Genomic DNA, 17,818 nt, shown 5'->3' on the forward strand with positions numbered 1-17,818 from the left:
AACCCTCTTGTGGTTGTCCTGAATGCCTTCGCGGCGCAGCAGCACGAGCAAACGTCGATAGCCCCAGCGCCTCCGCACTTCGGCGTGTCGCCGCAAGGCGGAGCGCACCGGCGCTTCGTCGCGTCGGCCGTGGGGCTGGTATCGCAGAGCGCACGCATCGCACACCCGAGCGCTTCGCCATTCGCGTCATCCGCGCAATCCGTGGTGCCATTTCTGCCCCTCGCGCCGCGGTCGCGCCACCCTCGCGATGCCATCCGCGCACACTGCGCCTCGGCGGTGAACTCTCCGCCCGCATGAGCTCCGCCCGGATCATCCTGTCCTTGGACTCCATGCGCGGCAACGCAGCGACGTGGCCTCTCGCAAAACGCGCCGCTCGCGGAAGCGGGCGGCGCGTGTCCGACGCGAGACGCGCACTCAGGTCGTCAACCAATAGATCGAGAGGTAGGAGTCGTTGTCGTCCTTATCCGTGCTGTCCTCCGAAGTGATCTGGACGAGCGCGACCGGGCCGGGGGTCACGGTCGGCGCCTGCACGCGAGCGAGCGTGAACGGCCCTTTGGCGCCGTTCCGCGAGTATTGAAACGTCACCTGCAGACTGGTGGCGGAGCCGGAGTTGATCGTCGCCGTCAACTGGCCGGCCGTGGTCTGCATCGGCACGCCTTCGCCACTGCCTTGGAACACGACGGTTTGCCCGTTCAGGGAGATCGTCACCTGCTGATAGTAGGCGGCATGGGCCTGGCAGGCGAAGTGGATGTCCTTGTTCGACGGAACGGATTGGAGGGTGTAGGGATTCGACACGTTGTTACTCATGATGGTCAGCGGGGGTTGTTGGTTGCGGAGTCGGCCGGAGAGACATTCGCCGGCACACGTCTCAATGCGACAAAGCCACTCCCGGAGTTTCATTGTTCGGAAAAATTCCCGGCGGGCGGCCACGCCGGTTTTTGACCGCCGATTTCGCAAACCGCCCGGATCACTCCGCGAGCCCCATCCGTGCAATCCGTGGCTCCAACTCTGCCACGTGCATTCGCGCCACGCGCCCCACTCGCTGTTTTGGTTTTACTCCGTTTCCTCTGCGTCCTCTGTGTTCACAATCTTCCCTGCATGACCTCCGCCCGCACCGTCCTCGTCTTCGGCCTCTACCTCCTGCTCGTCGGGCTCGGCTTGCTGCTCGTGCCCGACTCCGTGCTCGAGCTGCTGCGGTTGCCTCCCGCGCACGATTTCTGGCCGCGCATCGTCGGCGTGTTGGCGCTCTGCCTCGCCACCTACTACATCGTCGCCGCGCGCACGAACCTCGCGCCGCTCATCCGCGCCACGGTGCTCGTGCGCCTCGCCGTCTTCGGGCTCTTCGGCGCCCTCGTGCTCTTCTCGTTCGCGCCGCGCGAGCTGACGCTCGTCGGCATCATCGACTTCGCCGGTGCGCTCTGGACCGCCTTCGCGCTGAAGTCGGAGCGCGACGCCCGTTGAGGCGCTAGGCGACTTGTCGCCGAATAGGTGACACAGTTCCCGGCGGCGTCGCCGAGTAACGCCTTTACGCCTCCGCGCGCCCGCGCATCGTCGGGAAACACGAGCCGCCTCCCCGTCTCGTTGCGGCCCCCGACGCTCCGCACCGCACGCCGCACCTTTCTGTCCGATGAAAGTCACGCCTGTCCTCCTCGCGCTGTCGCTCGCCGCCAACCTCGCGCTAGGCGCCTTCGCCTATTCGCGCTGGTCCTCTCCTCCCACCACGAGCGTCGCCGCAATTTACACGCCACTGCCCGCCGCGCCGCGCCTTCCCGTCATTGTCCCCACACCTCCGAACGCCCGCTTCGTCGCGCCCGCCGACAACGCCTCCTACGTCGCCCAGCTCCGCGCCGATGGCTTCCCGCCGGACGTCATCCGCGCCCTCGTGCAAATGCGCGTCAGCCGCCGCTATCAGGACATGAAGAAGGCGCTCCGCGGCCCGATCCCCGACGAATACTGGAAGGCCGTTGATTTCAGCAATTTTCCCGGCGGACCCACCACGCCGGAGATGCGCGCGGCCTTCCGCCAGCTCGACCGCGACATGGCCGACGAACTCCGCGCGCTGCTCGGCACCGGCAACGACGCGCTGTCGCCCTACGAACGCAGCCGCCGCGAGCGCACGATGGGCCATCTCTCCTCCGAAAAGATCAACCAAGTCGAAGCGCTCCAGCGCGACTACGCCGATCTCCGCCGACAAGTCACCGAAAGCTCCAACGGCCTCATCCTCAAAACCGACCGCGAGCAACTCCGCCTCCTCGAGCGCGAGCAGCGCGCCGATCTCGCCGCGGTCCTCACGCCCGACGAGTTGCGCGAATACGATCTCCGCGCCAGCCCGAGCGCCGATGCCACGCGCAGCAAATTGCGTTTCTTCGACGCCACCGAGGACGAATACCGCGCCCTCGCCACACTCCAGCTCGAGTTCGACCAAACCTACGGCGTCACCAATCTTTCGCAGGACGAACAAACCCGCCGCCGCACCGCCGAGCCGCAACTGCTCGAGAAGATCAAAGCCCAGCTCGGCCCCGAGCGCTTCGCCACCTACCTCGTCACGACCGATGGCGTCTTCAGCGAAACCCGCGCCTTCACCCGCAGCTACGGCTATGACGACGCCATGGCCCGCCAACTCGTCGCCACGAAACAGGATTTCTCCCGCCGCGCCGACGCCGTGCTCAACGATTCGTCGCTCTCCCGCGAGGCGAGGACGGCAGCGCTCACCGCCCTCAACACCGAAGCCAGCACCCAGCTCGGCGCCACCCTCGGGGCCGACAACTTCGCCAAATACCGCCGCAGCGCCGGCAACTGGATGAACAAGCTCGGCAAGCCGTCCACGCCCTGAGTCATGAAAACGCTGCCCCTTCTCCTCGTCCTCTCGCTTCTCGGCAACGCCGCTCTCACCTACGCCGTCCTCCGCTCCGCCGCGCCGCGTTCCTCGCCGTCGCGCGAACCCGCCGCCGCGTCCGCCGCCTCCGCGCCCACGTCGCACGCCGCCGCGACCTCGAGCAACGCGAGCATGCCCGCCGCGCCAGCGCCGACCCTGTGGTCGCGCGTCTACTCCGACGACATCGAGCAACTCGCCGCGCGCCTCAAGGAGGCCGGCTTCAGCGCCCGCGAAATCTCCGCCATCGTCCTGCCGCGCCTGGCCGAGAAATTCTCCATCGTTCAGTCCGGCCTCCGCCGCCCCTACTGGCAGTCCGACCTGCCCAACTACGCCGACCCCGCCATCCGCGAGGCCATGCGTCGCAACGGAGCCGAGCAACAGCGCCTCTACGAAAAATTCTCCACCCCCGTCGATCTCGCCACCGATCCCGCCGCGCAGGAAAGCGCGCGCCGGCGCTTCGGTAACCTCCCGCTTGAGAAACTCCAAGCCCTGCAACAGCTCGAAGCCGACTACCAGCAACTCGCCCTCAAGACCGTGCTCGAGCGCCGCACGCACCCCGGCGAAACCGTCACCGGCGACCCGTTGGCCGCCCAGAACCTCATCGAGCAGGAGAAGCTCGCCGACCTCGCCAAAATCCTCACGCCCGAGGAACTCGCCCAATACGAACTCCGCAACGGAACGATCGCCCGGCAGTTGAAATGGCAGCTCCGCACCTTCCAGCCGACCGAACAGGAATACCTCGCGATCTACGCCGTCCAAAAGAAATACGCGGCCGTGCTCAACGACCCGACCAAGACTCCCGGCCAGCAAAGCGGCGTGATGGCGGATATCGGCAAGGAGCTCGCCGCCATTCTGGGACCGGAACGCGCCGAGGACTACGCCGCGTCCACCACCACCCCCTCCGACGAAACCGCCATCCTGGTGCAGCGCCTCGGCCTGCCCGCGCGCATCGCTCCGCAGGTCCGCACCCTGCAACGCGACTTCACCACGCAAGCCGCCGCCATCCGCACCAACGCGCAACTCAGCGCCGCCGACCGCGCCGCACAGTTGAGCGCTCTCGCGCAACAAGCCCGCGCCGCCGTCACCGCCAAGCTCGGCGCCCAAGGCTTCGAGGCCTACGACGACCGCAAGGGCGAGTGGATCCGCGCACTCGAAAAGCCCGCGCCCGGCCGGCCCTGAGCGCTCGCTTTACGGCGCCCGCGATTTCCGCATCGTCGTCGCCTTTCCTCCCGCCCCCGACCCTGCCCCACCATGAACGACAAAGACGCCGCGCTCCAAGCCGAACTCCTCGAGAAGATGAAACAGATGCCGCTGACCGGCCAAACTCCCTACGCCGCTGGCGCCGGCGGCCACACGTGGTCGCCCGAAATGGTGCAGTTCCTCACCATCGCCACGTTCGCGTTCATGGCGCTGACACTCATCCTCTGCACGATCCTGCTCTGGCGCCGCAACGCCACCGGCCCGCAAATTCTCCGCGTCTTCGGCATCATCACGATCATCGGCCTCTCGGCGCTGCTGCTCTTCGTCGGCTACAGCAACGAACAGCTCACGCCCATCGTCGGCCTCTTCGGCGCCATCGCGGGCTACCTGCTGGGCAAGGAATCCAATCCCGCCAAGCCCGGCGAGCCGGGCTCCTGAGCGCGCACGAGACGCGCGCCGCCGCTCACTCGCGCGGCGCCAGCACTTCGCGGAACGCCCGCAGCGCCGCCGGGTGGTAGATCGTCAAATGCGACTCGTCCGCGAACGGCGCAAAACTCCACCGCAGCGTCGCCGGCGCCGACTGCTTCAGGTGCGCCGCGAACTCGTGCGCCTCGCGCGCGTTGCCGTCCTTCTCCGCCGCCGCGAGCCACAGCGTCCGGCCCTTCGCCGCTACCGCGGCGAGCCGCACCGGCGCGGCCGCGAGAAACTTGCCGTCGTTCCACCATAAGCTCGGATCGATCGCGATGTAGGTGTCGAACAGCTCCGGCTCGCTCAGCAACGTATCCACGACGAACAACCCCGCGAGCGACTCGCCGACGATCGCGCGCTCGTCCGTCGTGCGGTAGCGCTCGCGGATCAACGGCATCAGTTCCTCGCGCAGAAATTTCCGGAACGCCGCGGCGCCACCCACGACGGGCGCGATCTTCCGGTCGCGCTCGCTCTCGGTCGGCGGCGTGAGGTCGCGCCGGCGCTGCGTGTTCTCGATGCCGACGAGCAGCAGGGAACGCATCGTGCCGTTGGCCGCGCCGATCTGCACCAATCCGGCCACGTGGATGAAATCCTCCGCCAGCCCGCCATCCGGCATGTAGAGCACCGGCACGCGCATCGCCGGCGTCTCCGCGTAACCGGCCGGCAGGTAGACGTTGATGCGGCGGACCTCACCGAGCACGCGCGACTCGACCGTGAACGTCTCGCCGATCGCCAGGGGCGCCCCTGGCGTCGCGCCCGTCGCTCCGCTCACGCTCACCGCCACCGCCGCCCCGAACGCCGCCAGACAGAAACGAAAATTCATACGCGGGAAGGTTTCTTCCGCCTCGCTTCGCGCAACTGCAAAGCGACGAACACGCCAGCCCCGCCCGCCTGGCGCCCGCCCATGACTTCCGTCACGCCGCCGTGACTTTCGGCCAGCGCCAACGCCGTTGACCGGCCCGCTCTGCTGCGGCATGGATGCTGGTCGCATGAGCGTCCCTGGCCCCCGCTTGGAAGACTTGCGCATCGAGCGACCGACGAAGAAGTCGTCCGGCCCGAACGGCCCGTTGCTCGTCGGCATCGTCGCTGCCCTCCTTGTTCTCGCCGCCCTCGCGTGGTGGCTCACCCGTCCGAAGCCACTCGCCGTCCGCACGGCCGCCGCGCGCGAAGTCGCCAGCGGCACCGGCGGCGCGCGCACCGTGCTCAACGCCTCGGGCTACGTCACCGCGCGGCGCGAGGCCACCGTCTCCTCGAAGGTCACCGGCAAGGTGCTCGAGGTTCTCGTCGAGGAAGGTGTGAAGGTCACCGCCGGCCAGATCCTCGCCCGCCTCGACGACGCCAACACCCGCACCTCGCTCGCGCTCGCGCAGGCGCAACTCGAGTCCGCGCGCACCGCACTCGAAGAAACTCGCGTCCGCCTCGGCGAAGCCGAGCGCGAGCGCACACGCCAGCACCAGCTCGCCGAACGCGGCGTCGCCACCGCCGCCGATTTCGACCGCGCCGAGTCCGCGGCCAAGGCCCTCCACGCCCGCCTCGCGCAGCTCGCGACCGAGGTCACCGTCGCCGAGCGCGGCGTCGCCGTCTGGCAACAGCAGCTCGACGACGCCGTCATCCGCGCGCCGTTCGCCGGCATCGTCACCTCGAAGAACGCGCAGCCCGGCGAAATGATTTCGCCGATGTCCTCCGGCGGCTTCACGCGCACCGGCATCTGCACGATCGTCGACATGGATTCGCTCGAGATCGAAATCGACGTCAACGAGAGCTACATCAACCGCGTCGCGCCGGGCCAGCCGGTCGAGGCCTCGCTCGACGCCTACGCCGACTGGAAAATTCCCTGCAAGGTCATCGCCATCATCCCGACCGCCGACCGCCAGAAATCCACCGTGCGCGTGCGCGTCGGCTTCGACCAACTCGACCCGCGCATCCTGCCCGAGATGTCCGTGAAGGTCGCCTTCCGCGACAACAGCGCCGCCACCGCCGCCGCGTCCGCGACGCGCAGCGTCCTCGTGCCGGCCGCCGCTGTCCGTCAGGAAGGCGGCCGTGACGTCGTCTTCGTCGCCGCAAGCGGCCACGCCGAGCGCCGCGCGGTCAGCGTCGCCGGCACGCGCGGTGCGGACACGGAAATTTTGGCCGGCATCGCCGCCGGCGAACGCGTCATCCTCGAGGCCCCGGCCGGCCTCGTCGACGGCGCCCCCGTCAAGGAGACCCAACCATGAGCCAACCCACCGCCCCCGCCGACGCGCTCGTCCGCGTCGAAGGCGTCGAAAAAATCTTCCGCCGCGGCTCGGAGGAGATTCACGTCCTCTCGAACCTGAATCTCCACGTGCCCGCCGGCGAATTCCTCGCGTTGATGGGCCCGTCCGGCTCCGGCAAGAGCACACTGCTCAACCTCCTCGGTGGCCTCGACCGCCCGACGCGCGGCACGGTCAGCGTGGCGGGAGAGGACATCGCCAATCTCTCCGACGGCCAACTCGCCGGCTGGCGCGCGCGGCACATCGGTTTCGTGTTCCAACTCTACAACCTCATGCCCGTGCTCACCGCCGAGCAGAACGTCGAGCTGCCGCTGCTGCTCACGCACCTCTCGAAAGCCGAGCGCAAGAAGCACGTCGCCACCGCGCTCGCGATGGTCGGCCTCTCGCACCGCGCCAACCATTACCCGCGCACGATGTCCGGCGGCGAACAGCAGCGCGTCGGCATCGCGCGCGGCATTGTCACCGATCCGACGCTCCTCCTCTGCGACGAGCCCACCGGCGATCTCGACCGCAAATCCGGCGACGAAATCCTCCAGCTGTTGCAGGCGCTCAACCGCGAGCACGGCAAGACGATCATCATGGTCACGCACGACCCGCACGCCTCCGCCCGCGCCGCGCGCACCGTGCATCTGAACAAGGGCCAGCTCAGCAATGAAGCCGTTGTCTAGAGCTGAGAGTCTAGAGCCTAGAGCTAGGAGCACGACAACGTGCAGAAAGCTCGGGCTCTGGACTCTCGGCTCTGGGATCTAGACTCATTTCCATGAAATTCCTCCACCTCATCTGGGCGAATCTCGGGCGCAAGAAGCTGCGCACGTCGCTCACGCTGCTCTCGATCGTCGTCGCGTTCGTGCTCTTCGGCTTCCTGTGCGCGATCAAGCAGGCGCTCGTCGGCGGCGTGGCGCTCGCCGGCGCCGACCGGCTCATCGTCCGCCACAAGGTCTCGATCATCCAGCTGCTGCCCGAGAGCTATCAGGCACGCATGCTGCGCGTGCCGGGCGTCACCGCCGCCGTGCACCAGACGTGGTTCGGCGGGATTTACCAGGACCCGAAAAACTTCTTCATGCAGTGCCCGGTCGTGCCCGCGGAGTTCATGGCGATGTTCCCGGAGTTCCAGCTGCCGCCCGAGCAGATGAAGGCCTGGCTCGCCACGCGCACCGGCGCGATCGTCGGCCGCAACACCGCACAGCGCTTCGGTTGGAAGATCGGCGACAAGATCCCGATCATGTCGCCCATCTGGATGCGCAAGACGTGGGAGTTCGACCTCGTCGGCATCTACGACGGTCGCGACAAGGGCACGGACACCACCGCGCTGTTCTTCCGCTACGACTTCTTCGACGAGTCGCGCAAGGCGCAGAACTGGGGCCAGGGCCAGGTCGGCTGGTATACCATCCGCGTGCAGGACCCCGCGCAGGCCGCCGACGTCGCGCGGCGCGTCGACGACGAATTCGCCAACTCGCCCGCCGAAACGAAAACCGAGCCCGAAGGCGCGTTCATCCAGGGTTGGGCAAATCAGATCGGCAACATCGCGCTCATCGTCGCTGCGATCCTCGGCGCCGTCTTCTTCACCATCCTGCTCGTGACCGGCAGCACGATGTCGCAATCCGTGCGCGAGCGCATCGGCGAACTCGGCGTGCTCAAGGCCATCGGCTTCACCAACGGCCATGTGCTCGGGCTCGTGCTCGCCGAGTCGTGCCTGCTGACCGTGCTCGGCGGCCTGCTCGGACTCGCGCTCGCGTGGCTGATGATTTCGCGCGGCGATCCGACGGGCGGCTTGCTGCCGCTGTTCTTCTTCCCCGCGCGCGACGTGCTGCTCGGCGCCGGCCTGAGCATCGTGCTCGGCTTCGTCACGGGCATCCTGCCCGCCCAGCAAGCGATGCGCCTGCGCGTGTCCGAGGCCCTCCGGAGGATGTGACCATGTTCAACTGGTTTTCCCAAATCGCCGCCATCGCCCGCTTCGGGTTGCTGAGCATCCCGCAACGCCGCGGCTCCGTCGCCGCCACCGTCTTCGGCATCGCCGGTGTCGTCGCCGTGCTCGTCGGCGTCCTGTCGATCGGCACCGGCTTCCGCCGCGCGATGATGGCGTCGGGCTCGCCCGACGCCGCCATCGTCCTGCGCAGCGGCGCCGACACCGAAATGGTCAGCGGCTTCGGCCGCAGCGAGACGCGACTCATCGCCGACGCGCCCGGCGTCGCGCGCAACGCCACCGGTCCACTCGCCTCGTCCGAACTGTTCGTCATGATCAATCTCCCGAAACGCTCCACCGGCACCGACGCCAACGTCCCGCTGCGCGGCGTCGAGGCCGCGGCGCCGGCCGTGCGCGACAACCTCCGCCTCGTCTCCGGCCGCATGTTCGAATGGGGCAGGAACGAGGTCATCGTCGGCGCGGGCGCCGCGAAGGAATTCGCCGGCCTCGAGGTCGGCGGCTCGCTCAAGGTCGGCTCGGAATCCTGGCCCGTCGTCGGCGTGTTCGAAGCCGGCGGCGGTGTCGCGGAATCCGAAGTGTGGACCGACGCGAAGGTCCTTCAGCAAGCTTACCACCGCGGCGACTCCTTCCAGTCGGTCTACGTGCGCCTCGCGTCCGCCGGCGCGTTTCAGGAATTCAAGGACGCACTCACCGCCAACCCGCAGCTCAGCGTCAAAGTGCTGCGCCAATCCGACCATTACGCGGAGCAATCCGAGGCCATCACACGCCTCATCACCTCGCTCGGTTACCTCATCGCCTTCCTCATGGCGGTCGGCGCGGTGTTCGGCGCGCTGAACACGATGTATAGCGCCGTCGCCAGCCGCACGCGCGAGATCGCCACGCTGCGCGCGCTGGGCTTCGGCCGCTCCGCCGTGATCGTGGCGCTGCTCGCCGAATCGCTCATGCTCGCGCTGGTCGGCGGGGCGATCGGCGGCGGCGCGGCCTTCATCGCCTTCAACAATCTCCACGCCGCCACGATGAACTGGCAGAGCTTCAGCCAAGTCGTGTTCGCCTTCGCGGTGACGCCCGCGCTGCTCGTGCAAGGCATAGTGTGGGCGACCTTCATCGGCCTGATCGGCGGCCTGCTGCCCGCCATCCGCGCCGCCCGCCTGCCGATCGCGAGCGCGCTGCGGGAGCTCTAAGTTCGGCGCGAGGCCGGCGCTCCCGCCGCTCGCCTCGGCGGGATTTGTTGTAAGGATTCGCGCCGAGCGGCGACTAATTCCTGCAATGAACCCTCCTTCCGACTTCGCCGCCCTCTTCCAGTCCTGGCTGGAAGAGCATCGCGGCATCGTCGTGAAGGTCGCCCGCTCGTTCGCCGCGACCCCGGCGGATACCGCGGATTTGCAGCAGGAGTTGCTCCTGCAGCTCTGGCTCGCGCTGCCGTCGTTCGCCGGCCAGGCGAAGGCCTCGACGTGGATCTACCGCGTCTGCCTCAACACCGCCCTCACCTGGCAACGCGGCACACGACGGCGTGAAAGCCACCTCGCACCGGGCGTCGAGCTCGCGCAGTTCGCCGCCGACGCCGCCTCGCCGGCCGAACACGCCGGCGATCGCGAGGTGGTGGAGAAACTCTACGCCGCCATCCGCGCGCTGCCCGACGCTGACCGCGCGCTCGTGCTGCTGCTCCTCGACGGACTCGCCTACCGCGATATCGCCGAGATCACGGGTCTGACCGAAAACCACGTCGGCGTCGCGCTCACCCGCGCCCGCAAGCGCCTCGCCGCGCACCTGAAAGGCACCCTCGATGAACTGGACTGATTGCACCTCCGCCTGGCAGCGCCAAACCGCGCCCGCCCTCACCGCCACGCCCGCCGAGCTGGCGGCGCTCCGCGCCAACTTCGAAGCGACACGCCGGCGCGAAGCCCGCACGCTTTTCATCCGCGACTGCCTCGAAGGCGGCACCGGCTTCGCGGTCGCCGCCGTGTTCGCGCTGTTCTGGTGGTTCCTGCGCCTCCCGAACTGGCCGATGGCCTTGTCCGTCACGCTCGTGCTCGGCGTGTCCGCCGCCTTCGTCCGTGAACGCCTCCGCGCGCGCCGCGCCCGCGTCGGCGCCGACGCGCCGTTGCTCGCCAAGGTGGAAGCCGACCTCGCCGAAATGCTTCATCAACGTCGGTTGTTGCTCTCGCTGCACACGTGGTATCTCGGCCCGCTCTGGGCCGCGGTGATCCTGGTGTTGGTGGCCGTGGCGCTCCGGCTCGGATTGTGGCAGTCGCTGCGCAGCCTCGGCTTCAGTGTCGGTTTCGCGCTCCTCTACCTCGCCGTGCTCGCCGGCGTGTGGTTCCTCAATCGCTATGCCGTCCGCCATCAGCTGGACCCGCGCATCGCCGACCTGGAAAAGCTCCGCGCCGCGCTAAAGCCGGTCGACGCCGAGCGCGTCGACGCGAACACCGCGTCACCTGCGCCGTAACCGCTCCGCCTCCGCCGCCGCGCGCGCCGCCTCGTCCTTTCGCCCGAGCTGCCACAGGCATTGCGCGAGCAGCTGATGCGCATCCGCGTGCGCCGGCTGCCGCCGCACCAATTCCTCCAGCACGGGCACGGCCTCCACCGGCCGCTCGCCCGCGAGCACGATCGCCAGCAACCAACGGCTGACGTCGCGCGCCGGATCGAGTTCGAGCGCACGCCGCAATTCCGGCGCCGCTTCCGCCGCGCGCCGCTGCGCGAAGAACGCCACGCCGAGATTGTGGTGCGCATCGGCGAAATCCGGCGCGGCCGCCAGCGCGACGCGAAAGAGCTCGATCGCGCCTGCCGCGTCACGCTCGGCGAGCAGAAGGTTGCCGAGATTGTTCGCCGCTTTCGCGTGCGTCGGGCGCAACGCGAGCACCCGACGGTAATGTTCCTCGGCCTCGCCCGCGGCGCCGGATTCGGCCAGCGCGAGTGCGAGATTGAATTCCGCCTCGACGTAGCCCGCTTTCAGCTCCGTCGCGCGCCGAAATTCCGTCAGCGACGCCGCGGCGTGCCCGGTCGCACGCCACGCAGCGCCGAGATTGTTCGCCACTTCGGCGTGGCGCGGCTTCAGGCGCGTGGCCTCGCGCAACTGCGTGAGCGCCTCGTCCGCGCGCCCCGCATCGAGCAGTAGCAGGCCGAGATTGTTGCGACCCATCCACGAGTCAGGATTCGCCGCGAGCGTCCGCCGGTAGAAGGTCTCGATGTCGCGATACAATCCGCTCTGCGCCCACGACAATCCGCCGAGCAACGCGCACAGCGCGGCGCCAGCCGCGCCCGCGAGCAGCCGTTGTTCGCGAGCGAGCGTGGCCGCGAACGTCGCCGCTCCGCCCGCGAACAGCGCGATCGGCCCTAGCATCGGCAGGTATTGCCAGTGGTCCGCGACGAACGAGAACTGGAACGCGTAGACGTTGAAAAACCCCATCGTGGGAAACAGCGAACCGAGAAAAAACAACCCCGCCGCCAGCGGCGCCCGCGACCAGTCGCGCATCCTCCACGCGAGCGCGAGCGCGCCGAGCAACGCCGCCGGGAACAGCCATTGCCACCACACGGACGCGCTCACGTCCCAGCGCGGGTAGATGAAGATCAGCTCGGCGGGCCACACGAGTTTGCCGAGGTAGAACCAGCTGACGCGCCCCGCGAGCAGCACGCGCTCGATCAACCCAAGATCAAAATCCGCCCCGTGCGCACCGACCACGCGATGCTCCACCCACGCCGTGAACAACCCAAACACCGCGCCCGCCGCGAACCACGGCACCAGCGGACGCACGTCGCGCGTCCACTCAATTCGTCCGCGCCGCCACCACGCGACGACCAGCAGCGCAGCCGGCAGCGTCGCCGTCACGGATTTGCTGAGCAACGCGAGCGCGAACAGCGCGCTCGCCACCGCGTAGTCGCGCGGCGCACGCCGCTCCTCGAAACGGAGCCACGCCAACGCTGCCGCCAAATAGAACGCGAGCGACAGCGTGTTCTTCTGTTCGGAAATCCACGCGACCGACTCCACCGCCACCGGATGCAGCGCGAACACCGCCGCCGCGAACCACGCCCCCGGCACCGCGAGCCGCCGCAGCACGAGCGCGAACAAGCCCGCCGCGAGCGCGTGCAGCGCGACGTTGACGACGTGGTAACCCACCGGCGCGTCGCCGAAGATCCATTGCTGCACCCAGAACCACGAGTGCAGGACGGGATAATACTGCTCGGTCGCGCCAACTTCCGTCCAGATCCGCCCGAGCCCGCCCAGTGAGCGCAACGCCGGCGCGGTAACGTAGTCGGAATCGTTCCAGATGAATCCCGCGTGCCAGACCGGCGCATAGGCCAATGCGACCGCCGCGCAAACTCCCAACCACGCCCACGCCCCGGCGTTCGCACGGGAGCGGTTCATTACGCTCGAGGCGTCTCCACAGCCACGCGCGAGCGGCGATACGCCTCATAATCCGGCACGCGTCGCTCGTAGCTGCTGTGCATCAGCGGCGACGAGATCAGGAAGTCCGCCGTCGCCCGGTCGCACGCGGTCGGCACGTTCCACACCGACGCCATGCGCAGCAGCGCCTTCACGTCCGGATCGTGCGGCTGCGCCTCAAGCGGGTCCCAGAAGAAGATCAGGAAGTCGATCTTGCCCTCCACGATCATCGCGCCGACCTGCTGGTCGCCGCCGAGCGGGCCGCTGAAGAGCTTGTTCACCGGCAGGCCGATCACGGGTTCAAGCAGCGCCCCGGTCGTGCCGGTCGCCCAGAGCTCGTGCCCCCCGAGCGTGCCGCGGTTGAACTTCGCCCACTCCGCCAGATTCGCCTTCTGCGCATCGTGCGCCACGAGGGCGACGCGTTTCCGCGGGGGCATCGTGATCGTCTTGTAGATCATGCCACCACCATCGCGGGCCGGGCGCACGGCCGCAAGCCGTTGCTCCGGGGTCGAAAAATCCCTGCTTGACCTTTCTGGAACGCGCGTTCTTTTAAGCGCCATGCCACGCGCCAAGGAGTTCGACGAAGCTGAAGTGCTCGACCAAGCACTGGAGCTCTTCCGCGTGCGCGGCTTCAAGCACACCTCCTTCAACGACCTCGTCGAGGAGCTCGGCGTCAGCCGCCAGAGCCTTTACGACACCTACGGCAACAAGGAGGCGCTCTACCATCAGGCGCTGAAACGCTACCTCACCCGCGGCCTCGACCAGATGCGCCGCGTGCTCGAGGAGGATGGCCGCCCGCTCCGCGAGTCGCTCGCCGCGCTCTTCGAAAACATGATCGCCGGCCAGTGCGCCAAGAGCTCGCCGGGCTGCCTGATGGTCAACTCCATGGTCGAGCTCTCGCCACACGACGCCGACGTCCGCGCGCTCGCGCAGGAGCACGCCCGCTCCATCGAAGGTCTCTTCGCCTCGCGCTTCGCCGCCGCGCAACGCAAGGGTGAGATCGGCAAGGCCAAGGATCCGGTCGCGCTCGCCCGCTACTTCTACCACGTCGTGCTCGGCCTCGCCGTCGCCTCCCGCGCCCTCGGCGACCGCGAAGGCTTGCGCCAGACCGCGCAGCTGGCTTTGCAGTCGCTCGACTGATTTCTTTTCGCTCTTTCTGGAACGTTTGTTCCGCTTCCGCACCTTTCACATGAAAAACCAAACCCTCCTCGTCACCGGCGGCACCACGGGCATCGGCCTCGCCACCGCTCAACTCCTCGCCGCCGACGGTGCGCGAGTCATCGTCACGGGCCGCAATCCCGAAACGCTCGCCGCCGCGCGCAGCGCCCTTCCGGCCACCGCGCTCGTCGTCAAGTCCGACTCCGGCAGCCTTGCCGACACGCAGGCGCTCGGCGCCACGCTGCGCCAGCACGGCGTCACGCGCCTCGACGGCGCTTTTCTCAACGCGGGCATTGGCAAGTTCGGCCCGATCGACACGGCCACGCCGCAGGACTTCGAGGACCAGTTCAACATCAACGTCCGCGGCCCGTATTTCCAAATCCAGTCGCTCCTCCCGCTGCTCGCCAACCCGAGCGCCATCGTCATCAACGCCTCCGTGGTCGCCGGGGTGAACTTCGAACACGCGAGCATCTACTCGGCGACCAAGGCCGCCGTCGTCTCGCTCGGCCGCTCGCTCGGCGCCGAACTCGCCTCGCGCGGCATTCGCGTGAACACGCTGAGCCCCGGCCCGATCGAAACGCCGATCTTCGGCAAGCTCGGCCTCGACCCCGCCGCCGCCAAGGGACTCATCGACTCGCTCGGCCAAGGCACGCTGCTCAAGCGCGCCGGCCGCCCCGAGGAAATCGCGAAGCTCGCGCGCTTCCTCCTCTCCGAAGAATCCAGCTTCATCATCGGCGAAGACATCGTCGCCGACGGCGGCGTCCGCCACGTCTGATCACCCGTAACTCCTCCACGCCATGCTCGCCGCCGTCATCGTCATCGCCGCTCTCACCGTTCTCGTCGCGCTCGAGTCCTCGCTCGGGCCGGAGTAGCGCTCCGCCTTTCGCCGGCGGGACGCCACGTCTCGTCGGCGCCGCGCGATTCGCTCTTTCGTTTTCAAGGCGCTGCGGCATCGTCCCGCACCTGCGCATGAAAACCCGCCTGTTTCCCGTGTTGTTCGGCGCGGCGCTCCTCGCCCGCGCCGCTTCGCCGCAAGACTTCCTCCCGCCCGCGCCCGCGTGGCACGGCGCGAACGAAGCACTCATCGCCCAGCCGGACAACCCGTGGATCACGCCCGCTGAGAAGACCGGCCTCATCGACTCGCCGAACTACGCCGACACGCTCGCGTGGCTCGAGAAACTCGCCGCCGCATCGCCGCGCATCAAGCTGGTGGAGTTCGGCGCGACCGCGCAGGGACGTCCGCTCGTGCTCGTCGTCGCCAGCAAGGAAGGCGCGGAAGACCCCGCCGCACTCGCGAAGAACGGCCGCCCCACGCTGCTCGCGCAGGCCGGCATCCATTCGGGTGAAATCGACGGCAAGGACGCGGGCCTCATGCTCCTGCGTGATCTCGCGTTCGGCGACAAGGGCGCGCTGCTCGCTCAGGCGAACTTCCTGTTCATTCCCGTGTTCAACGCCGACGGCCATGAGCGCTCCTCCGAATGGAACCGCCCCAACCAGCGCGGCCCGGTTCACCAGGGCTGGCGCACCACCGCGCAAAACCTGAACCTCAATCGCGACTACATGAAGGCCGACGCGCCGGAGATGCGCGCGCTGCTCGACGTGCTCAACGCCTGGAAACCCTCGCTCTACTTCGACCTGCACGTCACCGACGGCATCGACTATCAATACGACGTCACCTTCGGCCACAACGGCTACGGCGGACAATTCGCCTGGTCGCCGCAAATCGGCCAATGGCTCGACGATGTGCTCGACCCTGCCGTCAGCCGCGCGCTCGCCGCAGCCGGCCACATTCCCGGCCCGCTCGTCTTCGCGCAAAACAACCGTGATCTCGTCGAGGGCATTTCCGCGGGCACCTCCACACCGCGGTTCTCCCACGGCTATGGCGATCTGCGGCACATCCCGAGCGTGCTCGTCGAAAACCACTCGCTGAAACCCTACCGCCAGCGCGTGCTCGGCACCTACGTGCTGCTCGCATCGGCCTTGCGCGCGCTCGGCGAGAACGCCGCCACCGTCCGCGCCGCCATCGAAGCCGACCGCGCCGCGCGACCCGCGAAACTCCCCGCCAACTTCGGCGTGCCCCGCGAGACGGGCGCGACGACCGACTTCGCCGGCATCGCGTTCGAGACCTACGACTCGCCCGCCTCCGGCACGAAGGAAGTCCGCTGGCTCGGCACGCCGAAGACTTATCCGGGCATTCCCGTGCATCTCGACACCAACGGTGCGACACTCGTGCGCCCGAAGGCGTTCTACGTGCCCGTCACGAAGCCCGAACTCATCGAGCGCCTGCGCCTCCACGGCCTAGAAATCGACGAACTCGCCGAGGACACCACCGTCCGCGTCACGCTCGCCCGCCTCGTCGGCCCGAAGCCCAGCGCGATGCCTTTCGAAGGCCACCACACCCTCAAATTCGAGCGCGTGGAATGGGAAACGCGCGACGAACTCTATCCCGCCGGCTCGGTGCGCGTCTCCACCGACCAACCGCTCGGCGATCTCGCGATGATGCTGCTCGATCCCGTGAGCGATGAATCGTTCCTCGCGTGGGGCTTCTTTCCCGAAATCCTCCAGCGCACCGAATACATTGAAGGCTACGTCATCGCTCCGCTCGCGGAGAAGATGCTCGCCGACGATCCGAAGCTGAAGGCCGAGTTCGACGCCAAGCTCGCGGCCGACCCCGCCTTCGCGAAAACCCCGACGGCGCGGCTGCAGTGGTTTTATCGCCGCTCGAAATTCTACGACGAGCGCCACCTTCTCTACCCCGTCGGCATCGAGCGTGACGAGACGCTGCCGCTCAGCGCAATCCGCCCCTAGCGCCGGGCGTGTCCAGCCGCTGTAGGAGCCTGCTTGCAGGCGACCTTCCGCGACAGACGTGCGTGCGTCGCCCGCTCGCAAGCCCCCACCTCGCTGTCTCCGGTTGCGCAGCGACACGCCGTTGCACGGATGCTCGCGGCGGCGCGCAGAAAAAACGGCGCTGCTCGCTCCGCGCCGTTTGACTCTCCCCCAGCCACATTCGGCGGCTCACCGCCAGTAGCCGTCGACGAAGTAGTAACCGTCGTCGCGACGTTCCCAGCGCGGCGCAACCCACACGGCGCCGCGACGAGGCGGAACGACCCATTCGCCCGGGTGCCATTCGTAGCGGCCGTCGCGCCAGACCCACCAACCTTCGACCCACACGTGTTCGACGGACGGACGCGCACCGATCACCTCCTGTTGCAGGACCACCGGCGGAGCCTGCGTGACGACGATTTGCCCCGCCGACGTCACGCCAATCACCGCGGTGGACGGCGGCGCAACCGGCGGCGGCACGGGCGCCACAACCTCCGAGCCACAGCCCGCGAACAGGCCGAGCACCGCTCCAGCCAAAACCGAGACGAGCAATCGCATCGCGTGATTTTCAGAAGCATGAGTTGTCGATTTCATGGGACGTTAGAGCGAGGTGGGCGGCCGTTGGTTGCCCGGGTATTTCCCGTTGCCCGACATCGTCGCGTCACCTGAGGAAGCAGACGCGCGCCGCCGCGTCATATCGGGTTTGCCAAGGCGCGCGCGCGTCGCTTGGTTCGAAG

General features: G+C 68.1%; 18 protein-coding genes. 13 read left to right on the top strand and 5 right to left on the bottom strand.

What is annotated here, in order from left to right; genetic code table 11:
- Positions 1–414: 414 nt before the first annotated feature.
- Positions 415–807, bottom strand: coding sequence for a hypothetical protein (locus HZA32_07125; protein MBI5423842.1), 393 nt, complete (start codon positions 805–807; stop codon positions 415–417).
- A gap of 291 nt (positions 808–1,098) precedes the next feature.
- Here HZA32_07125 and HZA32_07130 point away from each other — a divergent pair, with 291 nt between their 5' ends.
- The 4 genes from HZA32_07130 (at position 1,099) to HZA32_07145 (ending at position 4,513) form a co-directional block, all read left to right on the top strand.
- Positions 1,099–1,461, top strand: a complete 363-nt coding sequence (locus tag HZA32_07130; protein MBI5423843.1) for a hypothetical protein — start codon at positions 1,099–1,101, stop codon at positions 1,459–1,461.
- Between the two features lie 166 nt (positions 1,462–1,627).
- Positions 1,628–2,833: a hypothetical protein gene (locus tag HZA32_07135; protein ID MBI5423844.1), complete on the top strand. Its 1,206-nt coding sequence runs from the start codon at positions 1,628–1,630 to the stop codon at positions 2,831–2,833.
- 3 nt (positions 2,834–2,836) lie between these two features.
- Positions 2,837–4,054 carry a hypothetical protein gene (locus HZA32_07140; GenBank protein MBI5423845.1) on the top strand — a complete coding sequence of 406 codons (1,218 nt, stop codon included), beginning with the start codon at positions 2,837–2,839 and terminating at the stop codon, positions 4,052–4,054.
- Between the two features lie 72 nt (positions 4,055–4,126).
- Positions 4,127–4,513 (top strand): hypothetical protein, encoded by a 387-nt coding sequence (locus HZA32_07145; GenBank protein ID MBI5423846.1) that lies wholly within the window; start codon positions 4,127–4,129, stop codon positions 4,511–4,513.
- 25 nt (positions 4,514–4,538) lie between these two features.
- Here the strand turns inward: HZA32_07145 and HZA32_07150 are convergent, their stop codons facing one another.
- Positions 4,539–5,366, bottom strand: coding sequence for an alpha/beta hydrolase (locus HZA32_07150; GenBank protein MBI5423847.1), 828 nt, complete (start codon positions 5,364–5,366; stop codon positions 4,539–4,541).
- 166 nt (positions 5,367–5,532) lie between these two features.
- Here HZA32_07150 and HZA32_07155 point away from each other — a divergent pair, with 166 nt between their 5' ends.
- The 6 genes from HZA32_07155 (at position 5,533) to HZA32_07180 (ending at position 11,165) form a co-directional block, all read left to right on the top strand.
- A complete protein-coding gene (locus HZA32_07155) occupies positions 5,533–6,759 on the top strand; it encodes an efflux RND transporter periplasmic adaptor subunit (protein ID MBI5423848.1) in 1,227 nt (408 codons plus the stop codon).
- A complete protein-coding gene (locus HZA32_07160; protein ID MBI5423849.1) occupies positions 6,756–7,463 on the top strand; it encodes an ABC transporter ATP-binding protein in 708 nt (235 codons plus the stop codon). The genes HZA32_07155 and HZA32_07160 overlap by 4 nt, the downstream gene beginning before the upstream one ends.
- Positions 7,464–7,555: 92 nt before the next feature.
- Complete coding sequence (locus HZA32_07165) at positions 7,556–8,707, top strand: FtsX-like permease family protein (GenBank protein MBI5423850.1); 1,152 nt, start codon at positions 7,556–7,558, stop codon at positions 8,705–8,707.
- Positions 8,708–8,709: 2 nt separating this feature from the next.
- On the top strand, positions 8,710–9,900 hold the full coding sequence (locus HZA32_07170) for an ABC transporter permease (protein ID MBI5423851.1): 1,191 nt from the start codon (positions 8,710–8,712) through the stop codon (positions 9,898–9,900).
- Between the two features lie 85 nt (positions 9,901–9,985).
- A complete protein-coding gene (locus HZA32_07175) occupies positions 9,986–10,516 on the top strand; it encodes a sigma-70 family RNA polymerase sigma factor (GenBank protein ID MBI5423852.1) in 531 nt (176 codons plus the stop codon).
- Complete coding sequence (locus HZA32_07180; protein MBI5423853.1) at positions 10,503–11,165, top strand: hypothetical protein; 663 nt, start codon at positions 10,503–10,505, stop codon at positions 11,163–11,165. The genes HZA32_07175 and HZA32_07180 overlap by 14 nt, the downstream gene beginning before the upstream one ends.
- Here the strand turns inward: HZA32_07180 and HZA32_07185 are convergent.
- Both HZA32_07185 and HZA32_07190 read right to left on the bottom strand, forming a co-directional pair.
- Positions 11,151–13,082 carry a tetratricopeptide repeat protein gene (locus HZA32_07185; GenBank protein ID MBI5423854.1) on the bottom strand — a complete coding sequence of 644 codons (1,932 nt, stop codon included), beginning with the start codon at positions 13,080–13,082 and terminating at the stop codon, positions 11,151–11,153. The genes HZA32_07180 and HZA32_07185 overlap by 15 nt on opposite strands.
- Positions 13,082–13,558, bottom strand: a complete 477-nt coding sequence (locus HZA32_07190) for a methylglyoxal synthase (GenBank protein MBI5423855.1) — start codon at positions 13,556–13,558, stop codon at positions 13,082–13,084. Before HZA32_07190 ends, HZA32_07185 begins: the two co-directional genes overlap by 1 nt.
- Positions 13,559–13,658: 100 nt before the next feature.
- Between HZA32_07190 and HZA32_07195 the strand changes: the two genes are divergently transcribed.
- The 3 genes from HZA32_07195 (at position 13,659) to HZA32_07205 (ending at position 17,066) form a co-directional block, all read left to right on the top strand.
- Positions 13,659–14,240, top strand: coding sequence for a TetR/AcrR family transcriptional regulator (locus tag HZA32_07195; protein ID MBI5423856.1), 582 nt, complete (start codon positions 13,659–13,661; stop codon positions 14,238–14,240).
- Between the two features lie 49 nt (positions 14,241–14,289).
- Complete coding sequence (locus HZA32_07200) at positions 14,290–15,033, top strand: SDR family oxidoreductase (protein ID MBI5423857.1); 744 nt, start codon at positions 14,290–14,292, stop codon at positions 15,031–15,033.
- A gap of 194 nt (positions 15,034–15,227) precedes the next feature.
- The gene (locus tag HZA32_07205) at positions 15,228–17,066 is read left to right on the top strand and encodes a M14 family metallopeptidase (protein MBI5423858.1); all 1,839 of its coding nucleotides are present in this window, start codon (positions 15,228–15,230) and stop codon (positions 17,064–17,066) included.
- Between the two features lie 207 nt (positions 17,067–17,273).
- Here the strand turns inward: HZA32_07205 and HZA32_07210 are convergent, their stop codons facing one another.
- The gene (locus HZA32_07210) at positions 17,274–17,639 is read right to left on the bottom strand and encodes a YXWGXW repeat-containing protein (GenBank protein ID MBI5423859.1); all 366 of its coding nucleotides are present in this window, start codon (positions 17,637–17,639) and stop codon (positions 17,274–17,276) included.
- Between the last annotated feature and the right edge of the window lie 179 nt (positions 17,640–17,818).

The sequence above is a fragment of the Opitutia bacterium genome (genome assembly GCA_016217545.1).
Classification (GTDB): domain Bacteria; phylum Verrucomicrobiota; class Verrucomicrobiia; order Opitutales; family Opitutaceae; genus Didemnitutus.